Below are 26,356 nucleotides of genomic sequence, written 5' to 3' on the forward strand. Positions count from 1 at the left end.
AAACCTGATGCCATTGCGCCAGCGTCTTGAAAACCTTCCTGTCGGCCAGAAACTGCTGGCCGCCCTGTTGGTGCTGTTGACCACCGTCCTGCTGGTTGCCAACCTGACCTTTATCAGCGCCGCGTACTACATCTCCCAGGAAAGCATGGCGCCCCAGGCTCTGCAGACCATCGGCCGGCTGGTCTCCAACCCGAGCCTGGTGTCCGAAGCGCTGCAGTCACCGCAAAGCGCGCAACGCCTGCTCGATGAACTCGACAGCTATTCCCCGCTGCGGGCCGCGGCCCTGTATGACGGCAAGGGCGAGCGCCTGGCGCAGTTGCAACACGGCGATCACCTGAGCCTGCCCAAGCGTTACCGGCACATCGAATCCTGGCAAGTCACCGAGTTTCGCAGCAACCAGGTCATCACCCTGCCCCGCCCCGGCAGCGCACCCGGCCACCTTTTGCTGGTGGCCAGCAGCGAACTGCCCATGGCGTTCTATACCGGCACCCTGACCGCCAGCCTGGGCATCCTGATTTTCAGTGTGCTGCTGTGGCTGATCATCGCGCGGCAGATCAAACGCCTGATTACCCAGCCGATTCATCAGCTGGAAGAACTGTCACGACAAGTGACCCGGGAAGAGAACTACGCCCTGCGAGCCTCCCGGGGCAACCACGATGAAATCGGCAGCCTGGCCGAAGCGTTCAACACCATGCTCTCGCGGATCGAGGCGCGGGAGCAGCAACTCAAGCGCGCCCGTGACGACTCCCAGGCCGCCTATGACCAGGCCCAGGGCCTGGCGGAAGAAACCCGCCACACCAATCGCAAGCTGGAACTCGAAGTCCAGGTACGCAGCAAGATCGAGAAAAAACTCACGGGGTTCCAGAATTACCTCAACAGCATCATCGACTCCATGCCTTCGGCGCTGATCGCCCTCGACGAACAGCTCTACGTGACGCAGTGGAACCAGGAAGCCAGCGCCCTTTCCGGCACGCGACTGGACGAAGCCTTGAACCAGCCTATCTTCCTCGCCTTTGAACCGCTCAAGCCTTTTCTGCCGCAGCTCAAGCAAACCGTCGAGCAACACACGGTGGCCAAGATCGAGCGCGTGACCTGGGTCAAGGACGATGAACCGCGCCACTACGCCCTGACCTTTTATCCGCTGATGGGGGGTGCCGGGCGAGGCGTGGTGATCCGCATCGACGACATCACCCAGCGCCTGTCCCTTGAGGAAATGATGGTGCAGTCGGAAAAAATGCTTTCCGTCGGTGGCCTCGCCGCCGGCATGGCTCACGAAATCAACAACCCGCTCGGCGCGATTCTGCACAACGTACAGAATATCCGTCGCCGCCTGTCCCCCGAACTGCCGAAGAACCTGGAACAGGCCGAGCAGGTCGGCATCGAGCTGTCGACCGTCAACCAGTACCTGCAAGCGCGGGAAGTACCGCAGCTGCTCGACGGCATCCAGCAGGCCGGTGCACGGGCGGCGAAAATCGTCACGCACATGCTCAGTTTCAGTCGCCGCAGCACCCGACAAATGGCCCCGTGCGACCTGCCGGCGCTGATCGATCAGGCGGTGGAAATCGCCGGAAACGACTTCGACCTGGCCATCGGTTTCGACTTCAAGGGCCAGGCGATCATTCGCCAGTTCGACCCGGCGCTGGGGCCTGTACCCGGTACCGCCAACGAATTGGAACAGGTGCTGCTCAACCTGCTGAAAAACGCCGCGCAAGCCATCCACTTGCGTGAAGACGACCGTGAACCCGGGCGAATCATCCTGCGCACCCGGCTCAATCCACCCTGGGCGGAAATCCAGGTCGAGGACAACGGCATCGGCATGAGCGAAAGCGTGCGCAAGCGCACCTTCGAACCGTTTTTCACCACCAAGGAAATCGGCCAGGGCACCGGCCTCGGCTTGTCGGTCTCGTACTTCATCATCACCAACAACCACAAGGGCCAGATGGAAGTGCAATCGACCCTGGGCCAAGGCACCTGCCTTACCCTGCGCCTGCCATTGGCGAGCACCCCGCTCGTCTCTCATGAACTCAACCAGCTATCGAGGTAACCATGGGCTTTCGCCTGTCGAAGATTTACACCCGCACCGGCGACAAAGGCGAAACCGGCCTGGGCGACGGTCGCCGCGTGCCCAAGGACCACCCACGGATCGAGGCCATTGGCGAGGTGGATACGCTGAACAGTCAGGTCGGCGTATTACTGGCCGGACTGGCGGCAGAAAGTGCCCGGTATCCGGGGTTGCAGGAAGTAATCGAGGTATTGGCGCCTTGTCAGCACCGGTTGTTTGACCTCGGCGGTGAGCTGGCGATGCCGGAGTATCAGGCGTTGAACGCCGGTGAAATCGAGCGCCTGGAGGCGGCGATTGATGTGTGGAATGAAGAGCTGGGGCCGCTGGAGAATTTCATCTTGCCGGGTGGTTCGGCGTTGATTGCCCAGGCCCATGTCTGCCGGAGCCTGGCGCGCGGTGCCGAGCGTCGGTGTCAGCATTTGAATGCGCTTGAGCCGTTGGCCGGGGTGGGTTTGGCGTATATCAATCGGTTGTCGGATTTGTTGTTTGTGGTGGCGCGGGTGATTGCCCGGCGGCAGGGAGTTGCGGAGATTTTGTGGCAGCCAGCGGCTAAACCTGAAGTTTAGTCGGCGTCTGTCAGGCCGCCTTCGCGAGCAAGCCCGCTCCCACACTTAATCTGCGTCGTTCACGGATCAAATGTGGGAGCGGGCTTGCTCGCGAAGAGGCCAGCCGCTTCAGCGCAAAATCAAGCCTCAGGCCAGAACGCCCGAATCCCCGCCACACCTTGGGCACCGGCAGCCCATGCCTTCTGAACTTCCGCCGGACCAACGCCGCCCAGCAGAAACACCGGCTTGCTGAAGCCTTCGATCAAGCTCGAAGCCTGCTCCCAACCCAGCGGCTGCGCGCCTGGATGAGTCAGGGTCGGCTGCACCGGCGACAAGGTCACGAAGTCGACGCCCATCTCCTCGGCCAACGCCAATTCCTCGGCGTTATGACAGGACGCGGCCAACCAGCGCGATGCGGGCAGCGGTCGACCGGCGGCCGCGTACTTGCGCAACTGCGCCGAGGTGATGTGCCAACCGGCGGAAGGAAAATCCCCCAACCACTCGAACGGCCCCTTGATCATCAACTGCGCCTTGCCAGCACACAGCCCTGCCGCATCCACGGCCAGGTCGCGGTACTTGGGGTCATAACCATTCGGCGCGCGCAACTGGATCAGCTTGATGCCGCCCGCGATGGCTTTCTGGATTCCCCGCAGCAAGGCCGGGGTTTCCAGGTCTTCCGGGGTAATCAGGTATTGCTCGGGCAAGCGGGCAGCCGCCACGATTGGCCGGTTGGCTTCAGGGAATTCGTAACCCGACAGGTCACGCGCCGACACCCAGGCCAATGGCTGGCCTTCGGCGCCGTGCGGCTCGCCGGTGAACGCCGAGACTTCCCAGACATCCAGCAACACCTGTTTGTCCGGGTAATCATGGCGGACCTTGATCAGCGGGCGCGCCGCGCCGACCACAATACCCAGTTCTTCCTGCAGCTCACGGGCCAAGGCGCTTTCAACCGACTCGTCGGCCTCGACCTTGCCACCGGGAAACTCCCACAGGCCGCCTTGGTGCTGAGTGTCGGCACGCCGGGCGATAAGGATCTTGCCGCTGTCATCACGGATGACGGCGGCCGCTACGTGTACTCGTTTCACCGCTCGATTTCCTCCAGTCCGGCCTTCTGCCAGGCCTTGAAGGCTGGCCATTGGTAGATGGTTTGAACATAGGCTTCGTCAGCCTCGGGCAGCTTCACCTGATAGGTACGCAGGCGCACGGCAATCGGTGCGAAGAATGCATCGGCCAGGGTTACGCGGCCAAACAGGTACGGACCACTTTCGGTCGCGGCGGCGCGGCACTCGGCCCACAGGGCGGACATGCGCTCGATGTCGGCCTGGACATCCGCCGGTGTCGGTGTCAGCGGTGCATCATGGCTCAAATCAAACGGCATGTTGCCGCGCATCGCGAAGAAACCGCTGTGCATCTGCGCACACGCCGAACGCGCCTGGGCGCGAGCGCCAACGTCCTTGGGCCAGAGGCCAGCGTCGGGAAACTGTTCCGCCAGGTATTCGGCAATCGCCAGGGAATCGGCGATGGTGCCATGCTCGGTCTTCAACAGCGGGACCTTGCCGGTCGGCGAGTGTTTGAGCAGGCGTTCGCGGGTGTCCGGCTGGTTCAGCTTGATCAGTTCTTCGGTGTAGGGGGCGCCGGCCAGATCAAGGGCCAGGGCGCCGCGCAGGGACCAGGAGGAAAGCAGTTTGTCGCCGATGATCAGGTGCAGGCTCATGTTCAAGCGTCCTTAAAGCTAAAGGGATACCTGTAGGAGCTGGCTTGCCAGCGATAACGGTAGCGGCCTCAACACATCTATCGGGGCAGAGGACGCCTTCGCCGGCAAGCCGGCTCCTACAGTTTCTGCAGCGTTACGTACGGTACTCGGCGTTGATCTTCACGTATTCGTGGGACAGGTCGGTGGTCCAGATGGTTTCGCTGCAATCGCCGCGACCCAACTCGATACGGATGGTGATTTCTTCCTGTTGCATCACCGCCGCGCCCTGGGCTTCGGTGTAGGTCGCAGCGCGGGCGCCACGGCTGGCGATGCACACTTCACCGAGGAACACATCGATCTTGCTCACGTCGAGGTTCGGCACGCCGGCACGACCGACAGCCGCGAGGATACGACCCCAGTTCGGGTCGGACGCGAACAGTGCGGTCTTGATCAAGGGCGAGTGGGCCACGGTGTAGCCAACGTCCAGGCATTCCTGGTGATTGCCGCCGCCGTTGACTTCAACGGTAACGAATTTGGTCGCGCCTTCGCCATCGCGAACGATAGCCTGGGCCACTTCCATGCACACTTCGAACACCGCTTGCTTGAGCTTGGCGAACAACTCGCCTTCGGCACGGGTGATTTCCGGCAGTGCCGCCTGACCGGTGGCGATCAGCATGCAGCAGTCGTTGGTCGAGGTGTCGCCGTCGATGGTGATGCGGTTGAACGACTTGTTGGCGCCGTCCAGCATAAGGTTCTGCAACACGTCGCGGGCGACCTTGGCGTCGGTAGCGATGTAACCGAGCATGGTCGCCATGTTGGGACGAATCATGCCCGCACCCTTGCTGATGCCGGTGACGGTGATGGTCACGCCGTCATGCTGGAACTGGCGGCTGGCACCCTTTGGCAGGGTGTCGGTGGTCATGATGCCGGTGGCGGCAGCTTCCCAGTTGTTTTCCGACAGATCGTCGAGGGCGGCTTGCAGTGCGCCTTCGATTTTCTCGACCGGCAGAGGTTCGCCGATTACCCCGGTGGAGTACGGCAGCACCAGGCTGGCATCGACACCGGTCAGCTCGGCCAGTTTGGCGCAAGTACGCTCGGCCGCGGCCAGGCCCGGCTCACCGGTACCGGCGTTGGCATTGCCGGTATTGGTCAGCAGGTAACGCACCGGGCCTTGCACGCGCTGCTTCGCCAGGATCACCGGGGCTGCGCAGAAGGCGTTCAGGGTGAATACGCCCGCCACCGTGGAGCCTTCGGCACAACGCATGACCACAACATCCTTGCGCCCCGGGCGCTTGATACCGGCCGAGGCGATACCGAGTTCAAAACCGGCAACCGGGTGCAACGTTGGCAAAGGACCAAGACCAACAGCCATGAATGCGTTCCTCTATAGATGATGTCTGCACCGCTTCAGCAAAAGCGGGGGGTTGAAATGGCAAAACGCCGCGACGGCATGAGCCGGTCGCGGCGCGGGTATTTCAGCGTATGAAACGGGGGTTACTGGATCTGCCCGTGGCAATGCTTGAATTTCTTGCCCGAACCGCAGTAGCACAGCTCGTTACGGCCCAGCTTCTGCTCGTTGCGAACCGGGGCGGTGGCCAGAGCCACATCGACCTCTTCACCCACCTGCTCCGGCTGCTCCAGGCCAGGGGCCTCTTCATGCAGGAACTGCATGCGAGCGGCCAGTGCTTCGGCTTCCTGGCGCAGGCGCTGCTCTTCTTCGATCGGATCTTCGCGACGAACCTGAACGTGCGACAGCACACGGATCGAGTCGCGCTTGATCGAATCCAGCAGCTCGGAGAACAGCGTGAACGACTCGCGCTTGTACTCCTGCTTCGGGTTCTTCTGCGCATAACCACGCAGGTGGATGCCGTGGCGCAGGTGATCCATGGTCGACAGGTGGTCTTTCCACAGGTCGTCCAGCACGCGCAGAACGATTTGCTTCTCGAAGGTGCGCAGCGCTTCGGCGCCTGCCTGGTCTTCTTTCTCGTTGTACGCGGCGATCAGCTCCTGCATCAGTTTCTCGCGCAGGGTTTCCTCGTACAGGTGATCGTCTTCGTCGAGCCACTGCTGGATCGGCAGTTTCACGCCGAAATCGCTTTCCAGGGCCGCTTCCAGACCCGCCACGTCCCACTGCTCTGGCAGCGATTGCGGTGGAATGTGCGCGCTGACGGTAGCGTTGAGCACGTCCTGACGGAAGTCGGCAATGGTTTCACCGATGTTGTCAGCGGCCAGCAACGTGTTACGCATGTGATAGATCACTTTACGCTGTTCGTTGTTGACGTCGTCGAACTCGAGCAGTTGCTTGCGAATGTCGAAGTTGCGGCCTTCGACCTTGCGCTGGGCCTTTTCGATGGCGTTCGTCACCATGCGGTGCTCGATCGCTTCGCCAGGCTGCATGCCCAGGGCCTTCATGAAGTTCTTCACCCGGTCAGAGGCGAAGATGCGCATCAGGCTGTCTTCCAGCGACAGGTAGAAACGGCTGGAACCGGCGTCGCCCTGACGACCGGCACGACCACGCAACTGGTTGTCGATACGGCGCGATTCGTGACGCTCGGACGCGATCACCTGCAAACCACCCGATTCGAGCACCTGCTGGTGACGTTTCTGCCAGTCGGCCTTGATCTGGGCAATCTGCTCAGGAGTCGGGTTTTCCAGGGTCGCGACTTCCACTTCCCAGTTGCCGCCCAACAGGATGTCGGTACCGCGACCGGCCATGTTGGTGGCGATGGTCAGCGCACCCGGGCGACCGGCCTGGGCAATGATCTCGGCTTCCTTTTCGTGGAACTTGGCGTTCAGGACCTTGTGTTCGATGCCTTCCTTGTTGAGCAGGTCGGACATGCGCTCGGAGGTTTCGATGGTCGCGGTACCCACCAGCACCGGACGGCCCGCGGCCATGCTTTCCTTGATGTCAGTGACGATGGCCGCGTATTTCTCGTCGGCGGTCAGGAACACCAGGTCGTTGTAGTCTTTACGGGCCAGCGGCTTGTTCGTCGGAATGACGATGACCTGCAGGCCATAGATCTGATGGAACTCGAACGCTTCGGTGTCGGCCGTACCGGTCATGCCGGACAGTTTGTTGTACAGACGGAAGTAGTTCTGGAACGTGGTCGATGCCAGGGTCTGGCTTTCGGCCTGGATGTTCAGGTTTTCCTTGGCTTCGATGGCCTGGTGCAGGCCTTCGGACAAACGACGGCCCGGCATGGTACGACCGGTGTGTTCGTCGACCAGTACGACCTGGCCGTCCTGCACGATGTATTCGACGTTGCGATGGAACAGCTTGTGCGCGCGCAGGCCGGCATACACGTGAGTCAGCAGGCTCAGGTTGTGCGCCGAGTACAGGCTTTCGCCTTCGGCCAGCAGGCCAAGGCGGGTCAGCGAATCTTCGACGAACTGGTGACCGGCTTCGTTGAGTTCGACCTGACGGGTCTTCTCGTCCACGGTGTAGTGGCCAGCCTTGGTGACTTCGCCTTCGACTTCTTCGACGTGCAATTCCAGCTGCGGGATCAGTTTGTTGATCTCGATGTACAGCTTGGAGCTGTCCTCGGCCTGACCGGAAATGATCAGCGGGGTACGGGCTTCGTCGATGAGGATGGAGTCGACTTCGTCGATCACGGCAAAATTGAGTTCGCGCTGGAATTTTTCTTCCATGCTGAACGCCATGTTGTCGCGCAGGTAGTCGAAACCGAATTCGTTGTTGGTGCCGTAGGTGATATCGGCGGCATAGGCCACGCGCTTCTCTTCCGGCGGCTGGAATGGCGTGACCACGCCGACCGTCAGGCCGAGGAATTCGTAGAGCGGACGCATCCAGTTGGCGTCACGACGGGCCAGGTAGTCGTTCACCGTCACAACGTGCACGCCCTTGCCGGACAGTGCGTTGAGGTAAACGCCCAGCGTTGCCACCAGGGTCTTGCCTTCACCGGTTCGCATCTCGGCGATCTTGCCTTCATGCAAGGTCATGCCGCCGATCAGCTGGACATCGAAGTGGCGCATGCCCATGACGCGCTTGCCGGCTTCACGGGCGACCGCGAAGGCTTCCGGCAGCAGCTTGTCGAGGGTTTCCCCTTTGGCGAAGCGGGCCTTGAACTCATCTGTCTTGGCACGCAATTGATCGTCCGAAAGGGCCACCATTTGCTCTTCGAAGGCATTGACGAATTGCACCGTCTTGAGCATGCGCTTGACTTCACGCTCGTTCTTGCTTCCAAAAAGTTTCTTTAACAAAGGCGCAAACATATCGGCAGGATCTTCCACACTAAAGGGATGGAGGGCGGCCCCGTGAGTCGCCCGAGCAGCCCTCATGGCCGCATGCGAACGAGCATTCTACCCGGAAACGGTGGTGAGGAAAGTGGCGTTGTTCCACGATGCTGGCACAGCGTTGTAACGGGGCTCACTTAAAATAAGGGCAAATCGCTGAACTTCAAGTCATTCACGGCAGAAGTTACTTGTTGATTTAATGGGTAAAGCGCGCGCAAAGCAATGGGTCGGGCGCATCCGCTGCTTTCTGCTACCATGGCGGCTCTGTTACTTCAGGTGTCTGATCATGGCATTTCGCCCTCTTACGGCCAGAGCACCCGCCGTCCTGCTTCGCGAAGCCAAGCCTCTGAAGGCCATTCTCGGCCACGCTCAACGCCTGGGTCATTTGCAACGTTTGCTCGAAAGCCAGCTGCAACCCGCCGCGCGCGCCCATTGCCACGTGGCGTCCTGGCGTGAAGGCAGTTTGTTGCTGATTGTCACCGACGGTCATTGGGCCACTCGTCTGCGCTACCAGCAAAAGCGCCTGCAACGGCAACTGCAGATGTTCGACGAGTTCGCCAATCTCACGCGAATCCTGTTCAAGGTCCAGCCGCCCACCGTTCAGCAAGGTGCAGCGGGGCATACCATGGATTTGTCCTTTGATGCGGCCGCGACCATCCAGGCCACGGCTGACGGGATCAGCGATCCGAATCTGCGGGCGGCGCTGGAGCGGTTGGCGGCGCACGCCAAGTCCAAGGAATGACATAGAACATATGTGGGAGCGGGGTTGCTCGCGAATGCGGTGTGTCATTCGACGAAAATGTTGACTGGTGCACCGTATTCGCGAGCAAGCCCGCTCCCACATTGATCGTGCCCACTCAAGATGGATTTATCGGCTTTTTTTGCCGCCTAATAATGAACCCATCAGTCCGCGCACCAATTGCCGGCCCAACTGGTTGGCCGCCTGGCGCATCGCCGATTTCAGTGCCTGCCCCGCCGCCGTGCCGAGGAACTCTCCGGCCTGTTCGGTGAAACTCGGCTCCTGGGCCGCCGGTTTACCCGGCGCCGCCTCAGGTTCCGGCGCCAGGCCCTTGCGCCCCATCAACACTTCATAAGCCGATTCGCGATCGATCGGTTTGTCATACCGCCCTTTGAACGGCGAGCCGCCGATCAGCACGGTGCGTTCGGTGTCACTCAATGGCCCGATCCGCGATTGCGGTGGTGCCACCAGCACGCGCTGGACCATCTCCGGTGTGCCCTTGTCCTGCAAGGTGCCCACCAGTGCCTCGCCGATGCCCAGCTCGGTGAGCACCGACAGGGCGTCGAACGCCGGATTGGGTCGGAAGCCGTCGGCCACCGCCCGCAGGGATTTCTGCTCCTTGGCAGTGAACGCGCGCAGGCCGTGCTGGATGCGCAGGCCCAGCTGTGCCAGCACGTCGTCCGGCAAGTCACCGGGTGACTGGGTGACGAAATACACCCCCACGCCTTTGGAGCGAATCAGCCGCACCACTTGCTCCAGACGCTCCTGCAACGCCTTGGGCGTGCCGGCGAACAACAGGTGCGCCTCGTCGAAAAATAGCGCCAGCAGCGGTTTTTCGGCATCGCCGCGCTCCGGCAGTTGCTCGAACAGTTCGGCCAACAGCCACAGCAGGAAGGTCGCGTAGACCTTCGGTGCTTCATGCACCAGGCGACTGGCATCGAGCAAGTGAATGCGTCCGCGGCCATCGGCGGTCGGTTGCAGGATGTCCTCGAGTTGCAGGGCCGGCTCACCGAACAGCGCTTCAGCGCCCTGCTGCTCCAGGGTTGCCAGGCGCCGTAACAGGGCCTGGCTGGAGCCGGTGGTCATCAGCGCCGCGTCATCACCGAGCAGTTCAGGGTTGTCCTTGAGGTGATTGAGCAGCGCCTTGAGGTCCTTCAGGTCCAGCAGCAACAGGCCTTCACGGTCGGCAACCTTGAACGCGGCATACAGCGCCGACTGCTGGCTGTCGGTCAGTTCCAGCAGGCTGCCCAACAGCAGCGGCCCCATTTCGCTCAATGTCGTGCGTAATGGATGACCGGACTGACCATGAATGTCCCACAGGGTCACCGGATACGCCGCAGGCTTGTAGTTCAGCCATGGCATGCCGGTTATCCGCTCGGCGATCTTGCCCTGGGGGTTGCCGGCCGCGCCCAGGCCGCACAGGTCACCCTTGATGTCGGCGGCAAACACCGCCACGCCGGCATCGCTGAAGGCTTCGGCCATACGTTGCAAGGTGACGGTCTTGCCGGTCCCGGTCGCGCCCGCGATCAAGCCGTGGCGGTTCGCCAGGCGCATGGCCTGCGCGATCGGCTGCCCCGCGAGGTCGGCGCCGATAACAAGTTGCAATGAATCAGGCATTTGGTCACCCATGGTTAATCTTTGGTCCTACACGGCCGATAGAAATAACGACAAAGCAGACAGACACAAATTTGTCGGACATTTCCCTTAAGGAGCGACGGAAATATCTCTTGCTTTCAACATTGCCCATCGTGCGTCCCTTTATAAAAGCACGCGCAGGACATTAAGACCTTAGCGGAACCCCAAGCCATGAACAAAAATCTACGCTTCAGCCATAAAATCCTGCTTGCCGCCGCCCTCATCGTCATTGCCACTTTCGCCTCATTCACCCTGTACAACGACTATTTACAGCGCAATGCCATCCGCGAAGACCTGGACAACTATCTCAACGAGATGGGCGACGTCACCGCCAGCAACATCCAGACCTGGCTGACCGGTCGTATCCTGCTGATCGAGAACCTCGCGCAAAACATTGCCATCAACCCGGAACCCGCCAACGTTGCCACCCTGCTGGAACAGAAAGCACTGACATCGACGTTCATGGCGTCCTACCTGGGTGACGCCACCGGACACTTCACCATCCGTCCGGACGCGAAGATGCCGGACGGCTTCGACCCACGGGTTCGCCCTTGGTACAAGGGGGCGCAAAACAGCAGCACGCCGACCCTGACCGAACCCTATGTCGACGCGGCGACCGGTCAGACCATCATTTCCCTGGCCATGCCCTCGACCAAAGCCGGGCAAGGCGTCGGCGTGGTGGGCGGCGACCTGAGCCTGCAAACCTTGATCGACACCCTCAGCGCCCGGGATTTCGACGGCATGGGCTACGCCTTCCTGGTCAGCGCCGACGGCAAGATCCTGGTCCACCCGGACAAGGCCCTGGTCATGAAGTCCCTGGGCGAGGCGTACCCGCAAAACACCCCGCGCATCAGCCGCGACTTCAGTGAAATCGTGGTCGACGGCAAGACCCGCATCGTCACCTTTACCCCGATCAAGGGCCTGCCGTCGGTCAACTGGTACATCGGCCTGTCGGTGGACAAGGACAAGGCCTTCTCAATGCTCAGCGAGTTCCGCGCCTCGGCGGTGGTTGCCACGGTGATCGCCGTTGCCATCATCATTGCCCTGCTGGGCATGTTGATTCGCCTGCTCATTCAGCCGCTGCACGTCATGACCCGGGCCATGGCCGACATCGCCGACGGCGAAGGCGACCTGACCAAGCGCCTGGTGATCCAGAACAACGACGAGTTCGGTAGCCTCGGCACCGCCTTCAACCGTTTCGTGGAACGTATCCACGGTTCGATCCGCGAAGTGTCCTCGGCCACCGGCCAAGTCAACGAAGTGGCGTTGCGCGTGGTCGCCGCCTCGAACTCCTCGATGTACAACTCTGATCAGCAAGCCTCGCGCACCAGCAGCGTGGCCGCGGCGATCAACCAGCTCGGTGCCGCCACCCAGGAGATCGCCCGCAATGCCGCGCACGCGTCGAGCCAGGCCAGCGATGCCCGTAACCTGGCCGAAGATGGCCAGCAAGTGGTGGACCGCAGTATTGCCGCGATGAATAAACTGTCGAACATGCTCAGCGCCTCGAGCAGCAACATCGAATCGCTCAACAGCAAAACCGTGAACATCGGGCAGATTCTCGAAGTGATCACCAGCATTTCCCAGCAGACCAACCTGCTGGCGCTCAACGCCGCCATCGAAGCGGCGCGTGCCGGTGAAGCCGGGCGTGGGTTTGCCGTGGTGGCCGATGAAGTGCGTAACCTGGCGCATCGGACCCAGGAATCGGCGCAGCAGGTGCAGACCATGATCGAAGAACTGCAGGTCGGCGCTCGCGAGTCGGTCAGCACCATGAGCGACAGCCAGCGCCATAGTCAGGACAGCGTGGAAATTGCCAACCTGGCCGGCGAGCGCCTGAGCAGCGTGACCCAACGCATCGGCGAAATCGATGGCATGAACCAGTCGGTGGCAACCGCGACCGAGGAACAGACCGCGGTGGTCGAGTCGATCAACGTCGACATCACCGAAATCAACACGCTGAACCAGGAGGGCGTGGAAAACCTGCAATCGACGTTGCGCGCCTGTTCGGACCTTGAGCAACAGGCCGCACGGTTGAAGCAGTTGGTGGGCAGCTTCCGTATCTAGCGTCTGAAAGGGCCTTTTCGCGGGCAAGCCCGCTCCTACAATATCGCGTGATTCTGTAGGAGCGGGCTTGCCCGCGAAGGCAATCGCCCAAACTCCGCGAATCCTCGCTGACACCCCACCCGCTGAACACCAACCGAACATCTATTCTTCAATAAGGTCAACCAAGGGAGAACAACGGACCGGAGGGATGTTCATCGTGCATATCGCTGACATAACCATGTTCTACGCCCCTGCCAGCGGTGGCGTGCGCACTTATCTGGATGCCAAGCATCATCGCCTGTGCATCCGGCCAGGCATTCGCCACAGCGTGCTGATACCGGGGGCTGTCCTCAGCGAAAAGGATGGCATCTACACGGTTCCGGCACCCGCCCTGCCCTTCGGCAAAGGTTATCGCTTCCCGCTGCGTCTCGCGCCCTGGCGCAATGTCCTGCAGGATCTGCAACCCGAGCTGATTGAAGTCGGCGACCCTTACCTCACCGCATGGGCGGCCTTGGACGCGCGCCGCCAACTGGACGTGCCGGTAATCGGCTTTTATCACTCCGACCTGCCGCTGCTGGCCAGCAATCGCATGGGCAACTGGGTCACGCCAAACGTCGAGGCCTATGTCAGCAAGCTCTACGGCAACTTCGACCGGGTGCTGGCGCCGAGTCAGGTCATGGCCAACAAACTGATCGGGCTGGGGGTGAAGAATGTTTTCGTGCAGCCCCTGGGGGTCGATCTCCAGATGTTTCATCCCAATGCACGGGATACCGGTCTTCGGGCCGAGCTGGGCCTGGACGAAAACACTCATCTTTTGATCTTTGCCGGGCGTGGTTCCAAGGAGAAGAACCTGCCGGTGCTGCTCGAATGCATGAAACGCCTGGGCCGACGCTACCACCTGCTGCTGGTCGGTTCGTCGATGCCGACCTCGGTGCCGGGCAACGTCACGGTTGTCGACGAATTCTGCCCGGCTGCACAAGTTGCCCGTCTGATGGCCAGCGCCGATGCACTGCTGCACGCTGGCGACCAGGAAACCTTTGGCCTGGTGATCCTCGAAGCCATGGCCTGCGGTATCCCGGTGGTGGCGGTGGCAGCCGGCGCGTTCGAGGAAATCATCAACGATCAATGTGGCCTGTTGTGTGCCCCCAACGATCCGTTGGCCATGGCCAACGCAGTGCGCGAGCTGTTCAGCCAAGGCAGCGCAGCCCTCGGCCAGCAAGCCCGTCGCCATGTCGAGCGGCATTACGCATGGGACGCCGTAGTCAACAGTCTGCTCGGTCACTATCACGCCGTCCTCGGCAGCCAATGGCCGCGAGCCGCCAATGCTTGAACCCACGGAGGCACCCGGCCTGCTGTTGGTATTGCACGATGTCGCGCCAACGACCTGGGCTGATTACCAACCCTTTGTCGAAGCCGTCGACGCGCTGGGCAGCGTGCCCATCACCTGGCTGGTGGTGCCGGACTTCCACAAACACAACGACCTGCAAGCCCACCCGGCATTTCGTCGTCAGCTCGGCGCACGGCTCGAGCGCGGCGATGAACTGGTGCTGCACGGTTACTTTCACTGCGATGACGGTCCGAAGGCGAGCAATCCCCGCGATTGGTTCATGCGCCGGATCTACACCCACGAAGGCGAGTTCTACAGTTTGTCTCGCGAGGCCGCCCTCACCCGCCTGCACGCCGGCATTGAAATGTTCCAGCGATACGATTGGCCACTGCAGGGTTTCGTCGCGCCGGCCTGGCTGATGAGCGAAGGCACGCGCCAGGCCTTGGGTCAATTACCACTGAAGTACACCAGCGACGCGCAGCACCTTTATCGCTTGCCGGAATTCGCTGCGATCGATGCCCCCGGTCTGGTCTGGAGTGCACGCAGTGCCTGGCGTCGTGGCGTGTCGAAACTGCTCAGCCAGCAACTCGAACAACGCTGGCGAACCGCGCCGGTGATTCGCCTGGGCCTGCACCCGGTGGACATGCGTCATGCGTTCTCACGGACGTACTGGTTGCAAACCCTCAAGCGCCTGCTCGATGAGGGCCGCGCGCCCATGACCAAGGCCCGTTGGCTGGCCTTGCAGAGCCAGCGCATGGGGCGCGCGGCATGAGTCGCTCGATTCTGCTGTGCATCGGCCTGCTCGCCGCGGTGCTGATTCCCTGGCTGCTGGGCGGCAGCGAAACCTGGTCGCGGCTCAATGACTTTCCGCTGAGCAGCTTGCTGGTCATGCTCGGCATGATCCTGCTGTGTTGGCTGGTCAATACGATGCGCCTGCGCCTGTTGCTGGGGGATCAGCGCAACAGGGTCGGCACGCTAAAAAGCCTCGGCGTGGTGATGGCCGCCGAATTCGCCTATTGCGCCACGCCGGGTGGCAGCGGCGGGCCACTGACCATCATGGCGTTGCTGGCGCGCAACGGCGTGCGACCGGCCAGGGGCAGCGCGGTATTTGCCATGGATCAACTGAGCGATCTGTTGTTTTTCCTCTGCGCATTGAGCGCAATCCTGATTTACGCCCTGTTCCAGCATCTCAGCCAGCACATGGCGTGGTTGCTGACCGTCAGTGCCCTGTCGATGTTCGGTGGCCTGGTCAGTTGCGTGGTGGTGGCGCGCTATCATCGCCTGCTGATTCGTTTGGGCGGCCGACTGCTGGCGCGCCTCAACGTCGAGCCCTCGAGCCGTATGCGCTGGGCACGAAAACTCCTGCACTTCCTGGCGGCGTTCACCGACACCCTGAAGCTGCCCCTGCAGACGCTGGTCATTGTGTTTGGCTTGACGTGCGTGCATTGGATCCTGCGTTACAGCGTGTTGTACCTGGCACTGCGCGGGCTCGGCGCTGAATTGCAGTGGGCCTGGAGTTTTCTGATCCAGATGGTTTCATTGAGTGCAGGCCAGTTCAGCCTGTTGCCAGGCGGTGCGGGGGCTGCTGAATTGACGTCGGCGGCACTGTTGGCGCCCATGGTCGGCAAATCCACGGCGGCGGCGGCCATTCTGATCTGGCGGGCGGTGACGTTTTACTTCTATCTGCTGGCCGGCGGGCCGGTATTTCTGTTGATGCTCGGACGCCCGCTGCTCAAGAAGCTGATGAAGGGCGTGTATCTGTAGGAGCCGGCTTGCCGGCGAAGGCGTCCTCAAGCGTTGCGTTGGTCTTTCTGGCGCCTTCGCTGGCAAGCCAGCTCCTACATGCCATCTTCCGGGCTCATCTCATCGGGGTCGTAACGGCTCAAACAACCCTCGCCCAAAGTGGCGGGTGCCTTGGAAGTGGCTTTGTCCAGTGGATCGGCCATGGTCATGTCCTCGGTTCAAAAACGGCGAAGGGCCTGCAGCGATTGAACGCCCAGGCCCTTCGAATTTCAACCGTGACGAGCGCTGATCAGAACACCACGGTTTTGTTGCCGTGTACCAGCACCCGGTCTTCCAGGTGGTAGCGAAGGCCACGGGCCAGCACCATTTTCTCGACGTCACGGCCGAAACGCACCATGTCTTCGATGCTGTCGCTGTGGCTGACGCGCACCACGTCCTGCTCGATGATCGGGCCGGCGTCCAGTTCTTCGGTCACATAGTGGCAGGTAGCACCGATCAGCTTCACCCCGCGCAGGGAAGCCTGGTGGTACGGCTTGGCACCGACGAACGACGGCAGGAAGCTGTGGTGGATGTTGATGACCTTGTGCGCATATTCACGGCACAGCTCAGGCGGCAGGATCTGCATGTAGCGGGCCAGTACAACCACTTCGGCATCGTGCTGCTTGACCAGGCGCGAGACCTCGGCGAATGCCGGCTCCTTGTCCTGGGGATTGACCGGTACGTGGAAGTACGGGATGCCGTGCCATTCGACCATGCTGCGCAGGTCGTCATGGTTGGAAATCACGCAGGCGATTTCACAATCCAGTTCATCGCTGTGCCAGCGATGCAGCAAGTCGGCGAGGCAGTGAGACTCGCGGCTGGCCATCAGCACCACGCGCTTCTTCTGCTCGGTATCGGTGATACGCCAGTCCATCGAGAATTCTTCGGCAATCGGCGCAAAGGCCTCGCGCAAGGCCTCGATACCGAAAGGCAGCGAGTCGGCACGAATTTCGTGACGCATGAAGAACCAGCCACTCAGATTGTCCGAGTGGTGGCTCGCTTCAGTGATCCAGCCGTTGTGTGACGCCAGAAAGTTACTGACTTTGGCAACGATGCCGACGCGGTCCGGGCAAGAAATCACCAGCCGAAAAGTGCGCATGAGGGGGAAACTCCAGAACTTCGCAAAGTCGGCCATTCTAACGATTGCGCAGCAAATCTGCAGTATTGATCACGTGTTGCCTTGGCCGTTGCCTTGGCCGATGGCTTGCGCCAGGGTTCCCACGCCACCGGGTTGACGCCCGCCACACTGTACTTGGCCCATCGACAAGCAGCGGTTTGTAAATAGGTGTAGCACAAGCATTGAACTATTTAACTGCGTATCCAATGCGTACTGACTTCACTGGATTTTAATTAAATAAACTCCAGTTTAATGTTTACTTGATGATACACCCTGACTATTATTGCCGCACTGTCACCTGCCATCCAGCGTTCTACATAAGGTAGTAATCATGTCCTTGATCAACGAATACCGTGCCACCGAAGAAGCTATCAAAGAGCTGCAAGCCCGTTTGAAGAACCTGTCCCAAGACGACAAACTGCAGACCGAGCTGGAATTCGAAGGCAAACTGCGCACCCTGATGGGCGAATATTCCAAGTCCCTGCGCGACATCATCGCGCTGCTGGATCCAGAAGCCAAAACCAAAGCCCCACGTGGCGGCGCAGTAAAAACTACCGGCACCAAGCGTGCCCGCAAAGTTAAACAATACAAAAACCCGCACAACGGCGAAGTCATCGAAACCAAAGGTGGCAACCACAAGACTCTGAAAGAGTGGAAAGCCAAGTGGGGCGGCGACGTGGTTGAAGGCTGGGCTACCCTGCTGGGCTGATCCTGCGCGCTTGCCGCGAATCGATTGCGAAAAAAAACGCCAGCCTGCGCTGGCGTTTTTTATGCCCGGCATTTAACCCTTGGACATTTTCGATTTCAAAGATTCAAACGTTTGCGTAAAACCTGAACATATTCCTGCCAATCATTGAGCACCGCCTGCTGCATCGATGTCGCTGTAAGGGCCAATTGGGCTGCGGCCTCTACGAAACTATCCAGCGTATTGGGCGCGCCGTATTCAGGCGCTGACAAACGTTTCTGGCAGAATATTCGCCAGCGTTCCTGCTCATCGAGACTCAAGGTATCGGGAAAGTTACGTGCTCGATATCGAAACAACAGCTCGGGCAAACGTTCATCATCGAAAGGCCATTGCTGTTGTGCCAATTGCAGCGGATCGGCTGTTCTGACTTGCTCGCAGAGACGCCGATCACGGTCGCCGATAAATCCGTCGTATAACTGTTGTTCCGGATCCTCGCTCAAGGAGAAATCTTCACGGGCATAAATCGCCAGAACTTTAGCTTGCCAATCTTGCTGCGCGTCACTTAGTCGCAGTGCTCGTGCCCGGTAAAGCGCAACATCCATTCCCAGGCGCAGCTGATCTTCCGGACGAAGTACCGATAAAGGCGCCACCACGGGGCATTTATTGACGTGGATAAGCTTGAGCGGTACTGGCAACTCCCCCTCTGCCAGGTCTTCGTGACGGGTATACAAGCGCTGACGCAAGGTTTCGGCATCGAGATCGAGCAAGCCCTGCGGGTCGAGGTGCAGGTCGCAGACGATCAGTGCGTTCTTGTTGCGCGGGTGCCAGGCCAGGGGCAACACCACGCCGACATAGTTGCGCGCCGCAGAAAAGCGTCCCGACACATGCACCATGGGCTGCAGCAGCCGTACCTGGTCCAATACCTTTTGCTTGCTGCGAAGCTGAAATAACCACTCATACAATTTCAGCTGTTTTTCCCGGATCAGCCGCGCCAGGGCGATCGTGGCGCGAACGTCCGACAGCGCTTCGTGGGCATTGCCATGATCGATGCCGTTGGCGGCGGTCAGGCGCTCAAGCTTGAGCGTCACCCGCCCCTCAGCGTCCGTCGGCCAGACAAGGCCATCGGGGCGCAAGGCATAGGCCGCGCGCACGACGTCGATCAGGTCCCAGCGGCTGTTACCGCCCTGCCATTCCCGCGCATAAGGGTCGAAAAAATTTCGGTACAGGCTGTAGCGGGTCATCTCATCGTCGAAGCGCAACGTGTTGTAGCCCGCGCCGCACGTACCTGGCGCGGCCAGTTGGGCATGGACCCGGGTCATGAAGTCGGCTTCGCTCAACCCGTGCTCGGCCAGTTGGGCGGGCGTGATGCCAGTAATTGCGCAAGCCGCGGGATGCGGCAGGATGTCGTCGCTGGGCCGGCAGAAGAGGTTGACCGGCTCGTCGATTTCATTGAGGTCGAAGTCAGTACGCAGCCCCGCCATTTGCAGCGGGCGGTCGCAACGGGGATTGATGCCCGTCGTTTCGTAGTCGTACCAGAAGATGGAAGTCACGGGCTATTCCTGAACTGAAGATTGGCCAAGTCTAGGCGTTCCCGTCCCGCTCCGGCCAGCAATCCTGCCATTCAATCATCCCCGGTTACTCAATGTGCAATACATAGTTATGTCGTTTTGACCGGCGAGGCTGCTAGCATCCGGTACAGAGACAAACCGATCAGGCCACACCATCAGGTTGCCCATGCTCGACGTCACAGCACTGCCACGGAAAGCAACGCTGCCCCCGCCACTGGACACGCGGTATCAGGTCGAAACGCCCGAAGGCATCGACTTGCCACTGCGCCCGGCTGGGTTGATGGTGCGCGCCCTGGCATTTTCCATCGACCTGGTCCTGCGCGGGTTGATCCTGGGCCTGTTGTTCATCGTCCTGGCGATGCTCGGAAAACTCGGTGCCGGCCTGGTTTCGATCCTGCTGTTCGGCGTGAGCTGGTGGTACATGGTGCTGTTCGAAGTCTTCAACCAGGGCTGTTCGCCGGGCAAACAATGGATGGGCTTGCGCGTCATCCAGGACGATGGCACGCCTGTTGGCTGGTCCGCGTCACTGTTGCGTAACCTGCTGCGATTTGTCGACATGTTGCCGTTCGGCTACTTCCTCGGCGCCATCAGTTGCCTGCAACACCCCAACTTCAAGCGCCTCGGTGACCTGGCCGCCGGTACACTGGTGATCTACCGCGAACAACTGCTCACCCGCCCGCAACTGCCCCCCGCGCAACCCCGTCGCCCGCCCTTTGCCCTGACACTGTCCGAGCAACGCGCCATCCTCGGGTTCGCCGAACGCCAGGCCGGACTGTCCGACGCCCGGGTCAACGAGTTGGCAACGATCCTCGCGCGCCCCTTGCAGGTTACGCCACCCCGGGCCGTCGCCGAACTCAACGGCATCGCCCACGGCTTGTTGGGTCCGGCATGAAACAAAGCCTTTTCGAACATCGGCACATGGCCGAATGGGAGCAGTTTTCCCTCATGCTGGACAGGCTGGAGCGTGGCAGGAAAGCCGATGGGGCCGTTCAATTTCCAGCCGATTATCGGCGCATGTGCCATCACCTGGCGCTGGCCCGCGAGCGTGGTTACAGCAGCTTCCTGATCGACTCGTTGCAGCAACAGGTGTTGCGCGGACATCAACAACTTTATCGGCATCGCAGCCAGCTCGGAGCCAATGCGCTGGGTTTCATCCTGGCCGGCTTCCCGCGGCTGGTACGCGAACAATGGCGCTTCGTGCTCGCCGCCAGCCTGCTGTTTTTCGGTAGCCTGATTGCGTTTGCAGGGCTGGTGTATCTGTTTCCGGACCTGGTCTATAACCTGATACCGGCCGACCGGGTCAGCGACATGCAAAGCATGTACGACCCCGAGGCCGGTCACCTGGGGCGCTCGATGGAGCGGGCGGCCAGTGAAGACTGGGCGATGTTCGGCTACTACATCATGCACAACATCGGGATCGCCTTTCAGACGTTCGCCAGCGGCTTGCTGTTTGGCCTGGGCAGCGCGTTTTTCCTGGTCTTCAACGGCTTGATGATCGGCGCGGTGGCCGGGCACCTGACGCATATTGGCTATGGCCAAACCTTCTGGTCATTCGTGGTGGGGCACGGTGCCTTTGAACTGACGGCCATTGCCCTGGCGGGTGCCGCCGGCCTGCAACTGGGCTGGGCGTTGATCGCACCGGGCCCCCTGCCCCGTGGCGAAGCCTTGCGCCTGGCGGCCCGCAAAAGCGTGCTGCTGATTTGCGGCGTGATGCTGTTTCTGCTGATTGCGGCATTTATCGAAGCCTACTGGTCTTCGATGACGGCCCCGGCGCCCCTGACCAAGTACCTGGTCGGTGCGGCCCTCTGGGTGCTGGTGGCGGTTTACCTGTTATTCGCCGGAAGGACCCGCCATGCGCCTGAGTGACACCACCGTGGTCATTCGCCCCAGACCCACCTTCGAAGCCATGGACCTCGGCGTGCTGCTGAGCCAGCGCCACCGACGCCTGCTGATGACCAGTTGGGCGATTGTCACCTTGCCGGTTTTCGCCTTGCTGACATGGTTGCTGTGGGATTCGCCGACACTCGCCGTGTTCATCTTCTGGTGGCTGAAGCCGGCCTTCGAACGCTTGCCGCTGTACATCCTCTCCAAAGCCATCTTTGGCGAAACGCCCACCCTCAAACAGGCACTTTACCAATGGCCACGGTTGCTCAAGCCGCAACTGCTGGCCAGCCTGACCTGGCGCCGCCTGAGCCTGAGCCGCAGCTTCCTGCTGCCCGTGTTGCAGCTCGAAGGCCTGGGCGCAGAGGCACGCCAGCAACGATTGCAAGTGTTGTTGCAGCGCGACGCCGGCGCGGCACGCTGGCTGACCGTGATCGGTGTGCTCCTGGAAAGCGCGTTATGGATTGGCTTGATGGTGCTGTTCTACCTGCTGCTGCCACCACAGGTCGCACTCGACTGGAGCTGGCAGTCGCTGATCAGCGCCGCGACGCAGGATTGGCACTGGCTGGAGCACCTGTCCAACGGCTTCTACGCCCTGGTGCTGGTGGTGTGGGAACCGGTCTACGTGGCCGCAGGCTTCAGCCTGTATCTGAACCGGCGCACCGCGCTCGAGGCCTGGGATATCGAGCTGGTGTTTCGCCGACTGTCCCAGCGTTTGAGCGGCACAACCCTTGCCCTGTTGCTGGCAGTGTCCTTGCTGTTGCCCATCGCACCCACTGTCCTGGCGGTCGAACAGGCCCCGGCGGCGCCAGACAGCCCGCGCCTGCTGGAGCAATCCCTGACCAGCCAGGCGTCCCGGGACAGCATCAAGGCGATCCTCGATCAGCCACCATTCAAGAACCGGGAAACCGTCACCCGCTATCGATTCGGCGAAAACCAGGCCGGCGACGAAAGCGCGGACGACGACAACATGCCTCAATGGCTAAAGAGGCTGCTGCAGATGTTTGACCAGCAGCACTTCGGCGCCTTGGCCACGCTGATCGAAGTCACGCTGTGGGCCGTGCTGCTCAGCGCCATCGGAGCATTGATCTGGTACTACCGTGAGTGGTTGCAGGCGTTCGTCAGCCGACGCCCGCGCCCCGTCGAAAAAGCCCCACGCGCGCTTCCTGCGCAGGCCTTCGGCCTGGACCTTGACCGCGAAACCCTCCCGCCCGACATCGCGGCCAGTGCCGAAAACCTCTGGCAGAGCAACCCGCGCGCAGCCCTTGGCTTGCTTTATCGCGCCCTGCTCAGCCGCTTGTTGCACGACTTCGACCTCCCGCTCAAAGCCGCCGACACCGAAGGCCAGGTCCTGGAACGCATCGAGCAACTGCAGCAACCGGCCCTGTTGGCCTTCAGCAAAGACCTGACCGCGCACTGGCAAAACATGGCCTACGGGCACCAACTGCCGCCCGCCCATGCGCAGCGCCAACTGTGTGACGCCTGGCGTGGTGTATTTGGCCCGGGAGCCGCCCGTTGAACCGGCGCACCTGGCCGATCATCGGCGTAGTGAGCGCTGCGCTGCTGGGCGCGCTGATGATTTATCTGTACCTGAAGGCAACGCCCTACCCGGTCGAAATCGACCACGGCCCGGCGCCGGAGGCCCAGGCTAATCCCTATCTGGCCGCCGAGCATTTCCTGCGCAAACAGGGCTTGAGTGTCAGCCATGCCAACAGCCTCGATATCCTGCCGAGCCTCACGCCAAAGCATCACAGCCTGTTGTTGCTCGGTGACCGCTACAACATGACGCCCAGGCAGATCGATCAGGTGCTGGACTGGACCCGGGCCGGCGGGCGCCTGCTGTTCGTTGCACAGTCGTTATGGGATGAACAGACCGGGCAAAGCAATGACCTTTTGCTGGATCGGGTGCAACTGCAGCAATCGCTGAGCAAAGACCTCAAGGACCCGCCACCCGGTACGCCTGGCGACCCCTTCGCGCAATTGACCAAACTCTATCTGGAAAATGAGGACGCACCGGCCTACGCCGGCTTCGATACCGCGTTCCATCTCGAAGATCCGAAGAACCTCGCCCAGGCCTGGGCCAACAGTGGCAAGGCCACCCATATGATGCAGCTGAACCACGGACTCGGTTCGATCATCGTGGTGACCGACGCCGATCTGTGGAAAACCCCGGCGATCGATCAATACGACAATGCCTGGCTGCTCTGGTACCTGACTGTCGATACCGCTGTGACCCTGCTGTTCAACACAGAACACGACAGCCTGTCTACATTGCTGCTGCGCCATTTCCCCCAGGCGCTGGTCGCCTTGACCGCCCTGGTCGGACTGGCTTTCTGGCACTTCGGCGTGCGCCAGGGCCCTCTGCAGCAACCACAACCGAAAGCCCGGCACCAATGGCAGGAACATCTGCGCGCCAGCGCCGATTTCATGCTGCGCCACAATGGCCAGGACAGCCTGCTGCAAGCCTTGCGGCAAGACATACTGTGTCGTGTGAGACATCGCCATCCTGGCTACGAACGACTCGATGCCACCGAACAATGGCGGGTGCTCGCCCGCCTGGGCGGGCAACCCGAGAGCACCGTCAGCCAAGCCATGAGCCCGCGGCCGAAGCAGCGGCTTTCCAGTGCTGAATTCAGCCGCCAGGTCGCCCGTCTGCAAATTTTGAGGAATGCGTTATGAGTCAACCGACCGAGCCCGATGCAATCAACCACGCCACTGCGCAACGCCAGCGCGCCAGCCAGCTGGCCCAGGCCGTGCGCCATGAATTGCAAAAAGCCGTGATCGGACAGGACACGGTCATCGACGACGTGCTGACCGCGCTGCTTGCCGGCGGCCACGTATTGCTCGAAGGTGTGCCGGGCCTGGGCAAGACGTTGCTGGTCAGGGCGCTGGCCCGCTGTTTCGGCGGCGAGTTCGCGCGTATCCAGTTCACCCCGGACCTGATGCCCAGCGATGTTACCGGGCATGCGGTGTACGACTTACAGACCGAGCAATTCAAACTGCGCAAAGGTCCGTTGTTCACCAACCTGTTGCTGGCCGACGAGATCAACCGCGCCCCGGCAAAAACCCAGGCTGCATTGCTCGAAGCCATGCAGGAACGCCAGGTCACCCTCGAAGGCCGCGCCCTGCCGATCGCGCAACCGTTCATGGTGCTCGCCACGCAAAATCCCATCGAACAGGAAGGCACTTACCCGCTACCGGAAGCCGAACTCGATCGCTTCATGCTCAAGGTGCGCATGGACTACCCCGACGCCGAGCAGGAGCTGGACATGGTGCGTCAGGTCAGCCGCTCGACCCGCGCCGACATGCTCGATGTGCAACCGCTGCGCACCGTGCTGCAAGCCAAGGACGTGCTGGTCCTGCAACGCATAACCAGTCATTTGCCGTTGGACGAACAAGTCCTCGATTACGCCGTGCGCCTGGCCCGAACCACCCGCAGCTGGCCCGGCCTGACCCTCGGCGCCGGGCCTCGTGCGTCGATCGCGCTGGTACGCTGCGCACGGGCACGAGCCTTGTTGCGCGGCGGCGAGTTCGTGATACCAGATGACATAAAAGGCTGCGCTCTGGCGGTGTTGCGCCATCGCGTGCGCATCGCGCCGGAGTTGGATATCGAAGGGCTGGACGTCGATCACGTGCTGCAGCAACTGCTCGATCAAGTACCGGCGCCACGGCTGTGAAACCTTCGCGCCTGCTGCTGATCTGGCTCGCGATCCTGCTGGTCATCGGCATCGTGCCGGGCACATTGCGGGCGCTGGACATGGCTGTTCCCCCAACGCTGTTCTCGATCAACTGGGGCTTGCTGCTGGCGCTACTGGCCCTGGCCATAATCGACGCGATCCGCCTGCAACGCCTGCCCTCCCCCCGCGTACAACGACAAATGCCCGGCAGCCTGGCCCTCGGCCGCTAGAGCGAAGTACGACTGCAAGTCGAGCACGACTTTGCCCTGCCACTGAACATCCAGATCCATGACCACGTACCCGATGGCCTGAGCTTCGAGAACCTGCCCCTGTCGGTCGAACTGCAACCCGGCCAGCACAGCCACGTCGGCTATCGCCTGCGACCCCTCAAGCGCGGTCACTTCACCTTCGATCACTGCGAAATCAACCTGCCGAGCCCACTGGGCCTGTGGTCCGGCAAGCGCCTGCTGCACGTGACGGACAGCACCCGCGTCTACCCGGACTTCGCCCGACTCTACGGCGGCCAACTGCTGGCGGTGGACAACTGGCTCAGCCAACTCGGCGTGCGCCAGCGCCAACGACGTGGCCTGGGCCTGGAGTTTCATCAGCTACGGGAATTTCGCGAAGGCGACAGCCTTCGCCAGATCGACTGGAAGGCCACCGCGCGCCAACGCACACCGATTGCCCGGGAGTACCAGGACGAGCGTGATCAACAGATCATCTTCATGCTCGATTGCGGTCGACGCATGCGCAGCCAGGACGGTGAGTTGGCGCATTTCGATCACGCGCTCAACGCCTGCCTGTTGCTGAGCTACGTAGCGCTGCGTCAGGGGGATGCAGTGGGCCTCAGCACCTTTGCCAGCGATCACCCGCGCCACCTCGCCCCGGTGAAAGGCGCTGGCCAGCTCAACGTGCTGCTCAACACGGTCTACGACCTGAACAGCACCCAACACAACGCCGATTATCAAGCGGCTGCCACCCAGCTACTGGCTCGGCAGAAACGCCGGGCGCTGGTGCTGCTGATGACCAACCTGCGCGATGAAGACGATGAAGAACTGCTGACGGCCGTCAAGCGATTGAGCAAACAGCATCAGGTGCTGGTCGCCAGCTTGCGGGAAAGTGTCCTCGAGACTACACGCCTGTTGCCGGTGCAAACCTTGTCGGAGGCACTGAGCTATTGCGGGACCGTTGAATACCTGAATTCACGCGCAGCACTCCATGAGCGTTTGAACGCCCATGGAGTACAGGTAGTGGACATGCAACCCGAGGCGTTGGGGCCAGCATTGGTCACGCGTTACCTGAACTGGAAAAAAGCAGGAATGATTTAGAGGTCTCCCTGTTCCAGAACACAGCA

20 protein-coding genes and 2 pseudogenes are annotated in these 26,356 nt (G+C 61.2%); 15 read left to right on the forward strand and 7 right to left on the reverse strand.

Annotation, left to right across the window (positions count from 1 at the left end; translation table 11 throughout):
* The first annotated feature begins 7 nt into the window (after positions 1-7).
* Together DKB71_RS27205 and DKB71_RS27210 are read left to right on the forward strand one after the other, a co-directional pair.
* The gene (locus DKB71_RS27205; protein ID WP_408598610.1) at positions 8-2,044 is read left to right on the forward strand and encodes an ATP-binding protein; all 2,037 of its coding nucleotides are present in this window, start codon (positions 8-10) and stop codon (positions 2,042-2,044) included.
* A gap of 2 nt (positions 2,045-2,046) precedes the next feature.
* Positions 2,047-2,628 (forward strand): cob(I)yrinic acid a,c-diamide adenosyltransferase, encoded by a 582-nt coding sequence (locus tag DKB71_RS27210; RefSeq protein WP_274074354.1) that lies wholly within the window; start codon positions 2,047-2,049, stop codon positions 2,626-2,628.
* A gap of 119 nt (positions 2,629-2,747) precedes the next feature.
* Here DKB71_RS27210 and DKB71_RS27215 read toward each other — a convergent pair whose 3' ends face one another.
* From DKB71_RS27215 to secA, 4 genes are all read right to left on the reverse strand, one after another.
* The gene (locus DKB71_RS27215; protein WP_408598612.1) at positions 2,748-3,692 is read right to left on the reverse strand and encodes a Nudix family hydrolase; all 945 of its coding nucleotides are present in this window, start codon (positions 3,690-3,692) and stop codon (positions 2,748-2,750) included.
* The gene (locus DKB71_RS27220) at positions 3,689-4,321 is read right to left on the reverse strand and encodes a glutathione S-transferase family protein (RefSeq protein ID WP_323607814.1); all 633 of its coding nucleotides are present in this window, start codon (positions 4,319-4,321) and stop codon (positions 3,689-3,691) included. The genes DKB71_RS27215 and DKB71_RS27220 overlap by 4 nt, the downstream gene beginning before the upstream one ends.
* 133 nt (positions 4,322-4,454) lie before the next feature.
* Positions 4,455-5,672 carry a bifunctional glutamate N-acetyltransferase/amino-acid acetyltransferase ArgJ gene (gene argJ, locus DKB71_RS27225; RefSeq protein ID WP_323607815.1) on the reverse strand — a complete coding sequence of 406 codons (1,218 nt, stop codon included), beginning with the start codon at positions 5,670-5,672 and terminating at the stop codon, positions 4,455-4,457.
* 122 nt (positions 5,673-5,794) lie between these two features.
* Positions 5,795-8,530 carry a preprotein translocase subunit SecA gene (secA, locus tag DKB71_RS27230; protein ID WP_274074350.1) on the reverse strand — a complete coding sequence of 912 codons (2,736 nt, stop codon included), beginning with the start codon at positions 8,528-8,530 and terminating at the stop codon, positions 5,795-5,797.
* A 307-nt stretch (positions 8,531-8,837) separates the two neighbouring features.
* On the opposite strand from secA, the gene DKB71_RS27235 reads away from it, so the two are divergent.
* The gene (locus tag DKB71_RS27235) at positions 8,838-9,293 is read left to right on the forward strand and encodes a DUF721 domain-containing protein (RefSeq protein WP_274074349.1); all 456 of its coding nucleotides are present in this window, start codon (positions 8,838-8,840) and stop codon (positions 9,291-9,293) included.
* Between the two features lie 126 nt (positions 9,294-9,419).
* Here the strand turns inward: DKB71_RS27235 and DKB71_RS27240 are convergent, their stop codons facing one another.
* Complete coding sequence (locus DKB71_RS27240) at positions 9,420-10,907, reverse strand: helicase HerA-like domain-containing protein (RefSeq protein ID WP_274074348.1); 1,488 nt, start codon at positions 10,905-10,907, stop codon at positions 9,420-9,422.
* Positions 10,908-11,096: 189 nt separating this feature from the next.
* On the opposite strand from DKB71_RS27240, the pseudogene DKB71_RS27245 reads away from it, so the two are divergent.
* The 5 genes and pseudogenes from DKB71_RS27245 to DKB71_RS27265 all read left to right on the forward strand — a co-directional run.
* Positions 11,097-12,128 (forward strand): annotated as a pseudogene (locus DKB71_RS27245) (cache domain-containing protein); the annotation flags it as partial.
* A 93-nt stretch (positions 12,129-12,221) separates the two neighbouring features.
* Positions 12,222-12,986 (forward strand): methyl-accepting chemotaxis protein, encoded by a 765-nt coding sequence (locus tag DKB71_RS27250; RefSeq protein WP_406592124.1) that lies wholly within the window; start codon positions 12,222-12,224, stop codon positions 12,984-12,986.
* Positions 12,987-13,173: 187 nt separating this feature from the next.
* On the forward strand, positions 13,174-14,295 hold the full coding sequence (locus DKB71_RS27255) for a glycosyltransferase family 4 protein (protein WP_408598615.1): 1,122 nt from the start codon (positions 13,174-13,176) through the stop codon (positions 14,293-14,295).
* The gene (locus DKB71_RS27260) at positions 14,288-15,064 is read left to right on the forward strand and encodes a DUF2334 domain-containing protein (protein ID WP_408598617.1); all 777 of its coding nucleotides are present in this window, start codon (positions 14,288-14,290) and stop codon (positions 15,062-15,064) included. The genes DKB71_RS27255 and DKB71_RS27260 overlap by 8 nt, the downstream gene beginning before the upstream one ends.
* Positions 15,061-16,056: a YbhN family protein gene (locus DKB71_RS27265; RefSeq protein WP_408598619.1), complete on the forward strand. Its 996-nt coding sequence runs from the start codon at positions 15,061-15,063 to the stop codon at positions 16,054-16,056. Before DKB71_RS27260 ends, DKB71_RS27265 begins: the two co-directional genes overlap by 4 nt.
* 268 nt (positions 16,057-16,324) lie before the next feature.
* Here DKB71_RS27265 and purU read toward each other — a convergent pair whose 3' ends face one another.
* On the reverse strand, positions 16,325-17,173 hold the full coding sequence (gene purU / locus DKB71_RS27270; RefSeq protein WP_323626967.1) for a formyltetrahydrofolate deformylase: 849 nt from the start codon (positions 17,171-17,173) through the stop codon (positions 16,325-16,327).
* Between the two features lie 349 nt (positions 17,174-17,522).
* Between purU and mvaT the strand changes: the two genes are divergently transcribed.
* A complete protein-coding gene (mvaT, locus tag DKB71_RS27275; protein WP_008058684.1) occupies positions 17,523-17,900 on the forward strand; it encodes a histone-like nucleoid-structuring protein MvaT in 378 nt (125 codons plus the stop codon).
* A 95-nt stretch (positions 17,901-17,995) separates the two neighbouring features.
* Here mvaT and sbcB read toward each other — a convergent pair whose 3' ends face one another.
* A complete protein-coding gene (sbcB, locus tag DKB71_RS27280; protein ID WP_408598622.1) occupies positions 17,996-19,426 on the reverse strand; it encodes an exodeoxyribonuclease I in 1,431 nt (476 codons plus the stop codon).
* Positions 19,427-19,610: 184 nt separating this feature from the next.
* Here sbcB and DKB71_RS27285 point away from each other — a divergent pair, with 184 nt between their 5' ends.
* The 6 genes and pseudogenes from DKB71_RS27285 to DKB71_RS27310 all read left to right on the forward strand — a co-directional run bounded on the left by DKB71_RS27285 (position 19,611) and on the right by DKB71_RS27310 (position 26,330).
* Positions 19,611-20,336: an RDD family protein gene (locus DKB71_RS27285; RefSeq protein WP_274074342.1), complete on the forward strand. Its 726-nt coding sequence runs from the start codon at positions 19,611-19,613 to the stop codon at positions 20,334-20,336.
* Positions 20,333-21,310, forward strand: coding sequence for a stage II sporulation protein M (locus tag DKB71_RS27290; protein WP_408598625.1), 978 nt, complete (start codon positions 20,333-20,335; stop codon positions 21,308-21,310). The genes DKB71_RS27285 and DKB71_RS27290 overlap by 4 nt, the downstream gene beginning before the upstream one ends.
* Positions 21,297-22,844, forward strand: a complete 1,548-nt coding sequence (locus tag DKB71_RS27295; RefSeq protein ID WP_408598627.1) for a DUF4129 domain-containing protein — start codon at positions 21,297-21,299, stop codon at positions 22,842-22,844. The genes DKB71_RS27290 and DKB71_RS27295 overlap by 14 nt, the downstream gene beginning before the upstream one ends.
* A complete protein-coding gene (locus DKB71_RS27300; RefSeq protein WP_408598629.1) occupies positions 22,841-24,004 on the forward strand; it encodes a DUF4350 domain-containing protein in 1,164 nt (387 codons plus the stop codon). The genes DKB71_RS27295 and DKB71_RS27300 overlap by 4 nt, the downstream gene beginning before the upstream one ends.
* Positions 24,001-25,002, forward strand: a complete 1,002-nt coding sequence (locus DKB71_RS27305; RefSeq protein WP_323626972.1) for a MoxR family ATPase — start codon at positions 24,001-24,003, stop codon at positions 25,000-25,002. The genes DKB71_RS27300 and DKB71_RS27305 overlap by 4 nt, the downstream gene beginning before the upstream one ends.
* Positions 24,999-26,330, forward strand: a pseudogene (locus DKB71_RS27310) (DUF58 domain-containing protein). The gene DKB71_RS27305 and the pseudogene DKB71_RS27310 overlap by 4 nt, the downstream one beginning before the upstream one ends.
* Positions 26,331-26,356 lie beyond the last annotated feature (26 nt).

It is taken from the genome of Pseudomonas sp. PLMAX (assembly GCF_046042685.1).
Taxonomy (GTDB): Bacteria; Pseudomonadota; Gammaproteobacteria; order Pseudomonadales; family Pseudomonadaceae; genus Aquipseudomonas; species Aquipseudomonas putida_AE.

What these genes read in the sequence shown, in the direction of transcription:
- DKB71_RS27205 (WP_408598610.1), top strand. Translation starts at nt 8, where the DNA reads ATGCCATTGCGCCAGCGTCTTGAAAACCTTCCTGTCGGCCAGAAACTG.
- DKB71_RS27210 (WP_274074354.1), top strand. Translation starts at nt 2,047, where the DNA reads ATGGGCTTTCGCCTGTCGAAGATTTACACCCGCACCGGCGACAAAGGC.
- DKB71_RS27220 (WP_323607814.1), bottom strand. Translation starts at nt 4,321, where the DNA reads ATGAGCCTGCACCTGATCATCGGCGACAAACTGCTTTCCTCCTGGTCC.
- argJ (WP_323607815.1), bottom strand. Translation starts at nt 5,672, where the DNA reads ATGGCTGTTGGTCTTGGTCCTTTGCCAACGTTGCACCCGGTTGCCGGT.
- secA (WP_274074350.1), bottom strand. Translation starts at nt 8,530, where the DNA reads ATGTTTGCGCCTTTGTTAAAGAAACTTTTTGGAAGCAAGAACGAGCGT.
- DKB71_RS27235 (WP_274074349.1), top strand. Translation starts at nt 8,838, where the DNA reads ATGGCATTTCGCCCTCTTACGGCCAGAGCACCCGCCGTCCTGCTTCGC.
- DKB71_RS27240 (WP_274074348.1), bottom strand. Translation starts at nt 10,907, where the DNA reads ATGCCTGATTCATTGCAACTTGTTATCGGCGCCGACCTCGCGGGGCAG.
- DKB71_RS27250 (WP_406592124.1), top strand. Translation starts at nt 12,222, where the DNA reads ATGTACAACTCTGATCAGCAAGCCTCGCGCACCAGCAGCGTGGCCGCG.
- DKB71_RS27255 (WP_408598615.1), top strand. Translation starts at nt 13,174, where the DNA reads ATGTTCATCGTGCATATCGCTGACATAACCATGTTCTACGCCCCTGCC.
- DKB71_RS27260 (WP_408598617.1), top strand. Translation starts at nt 14,288, where the DNA reads ATGCTTGAACCCACGGAGGCACCCGGCCTGCTGTTGGTATTGCACGAT.
- DKB71_RS27265 (WP_408598619.1), top strand. Translation starts at nt 15,061, where the DNA reads ATGAGTCGCTCGATTCTGCTGTGCATCGGCCTGCTCGCCGCGGTGCTG.
- purU (WP_323626967.1), bottom strand. Translation starts at nt 17,173, where the DNA reads ATGCGCACTTTTCGGCTGGTGATTTCTTGCCCGGACCGCGTCGGCATC.
- mvaT (WP_008058684.1), top strand. Translation starts at nt 17,523, where the DNA reads ATGTCCTTGATCAACGAATACCGTGCCACCGAAGAAGCTATCAAAGAG.
- DKB71_RS27285 (WP_274074342.1), top strand. Translation starts at nt 19,611, where the DNA reads ATGCTCGACGTCACAGCACTGCCACGGAAAGCAACGCTGCCCCCGCCA.
- DKB71_RS27290 (WP_408598625.1), top strand. Translation starts at nt 20,333, where the DNA reads ATGAAACAAAGCCTTTTCGAACATCGGCACATGGCCGAATGGGAGCAG.
- DKB71_RS27295 (WP_408598627.1), top strand. Translation starts at nt 21,297, where the DNA reads ATGCGCCTGAGTGACACCACCGTGGTCATTCGCCCCAGACCCACCTTC.
- DKB71_RS27305 (WP_323626972.1), top strand. Translation starts at nt 24,001, where the DNA reads ATGAGTCAACCGACCGAGCCCGATGCAATCAACCACGCCACTGCGCAA.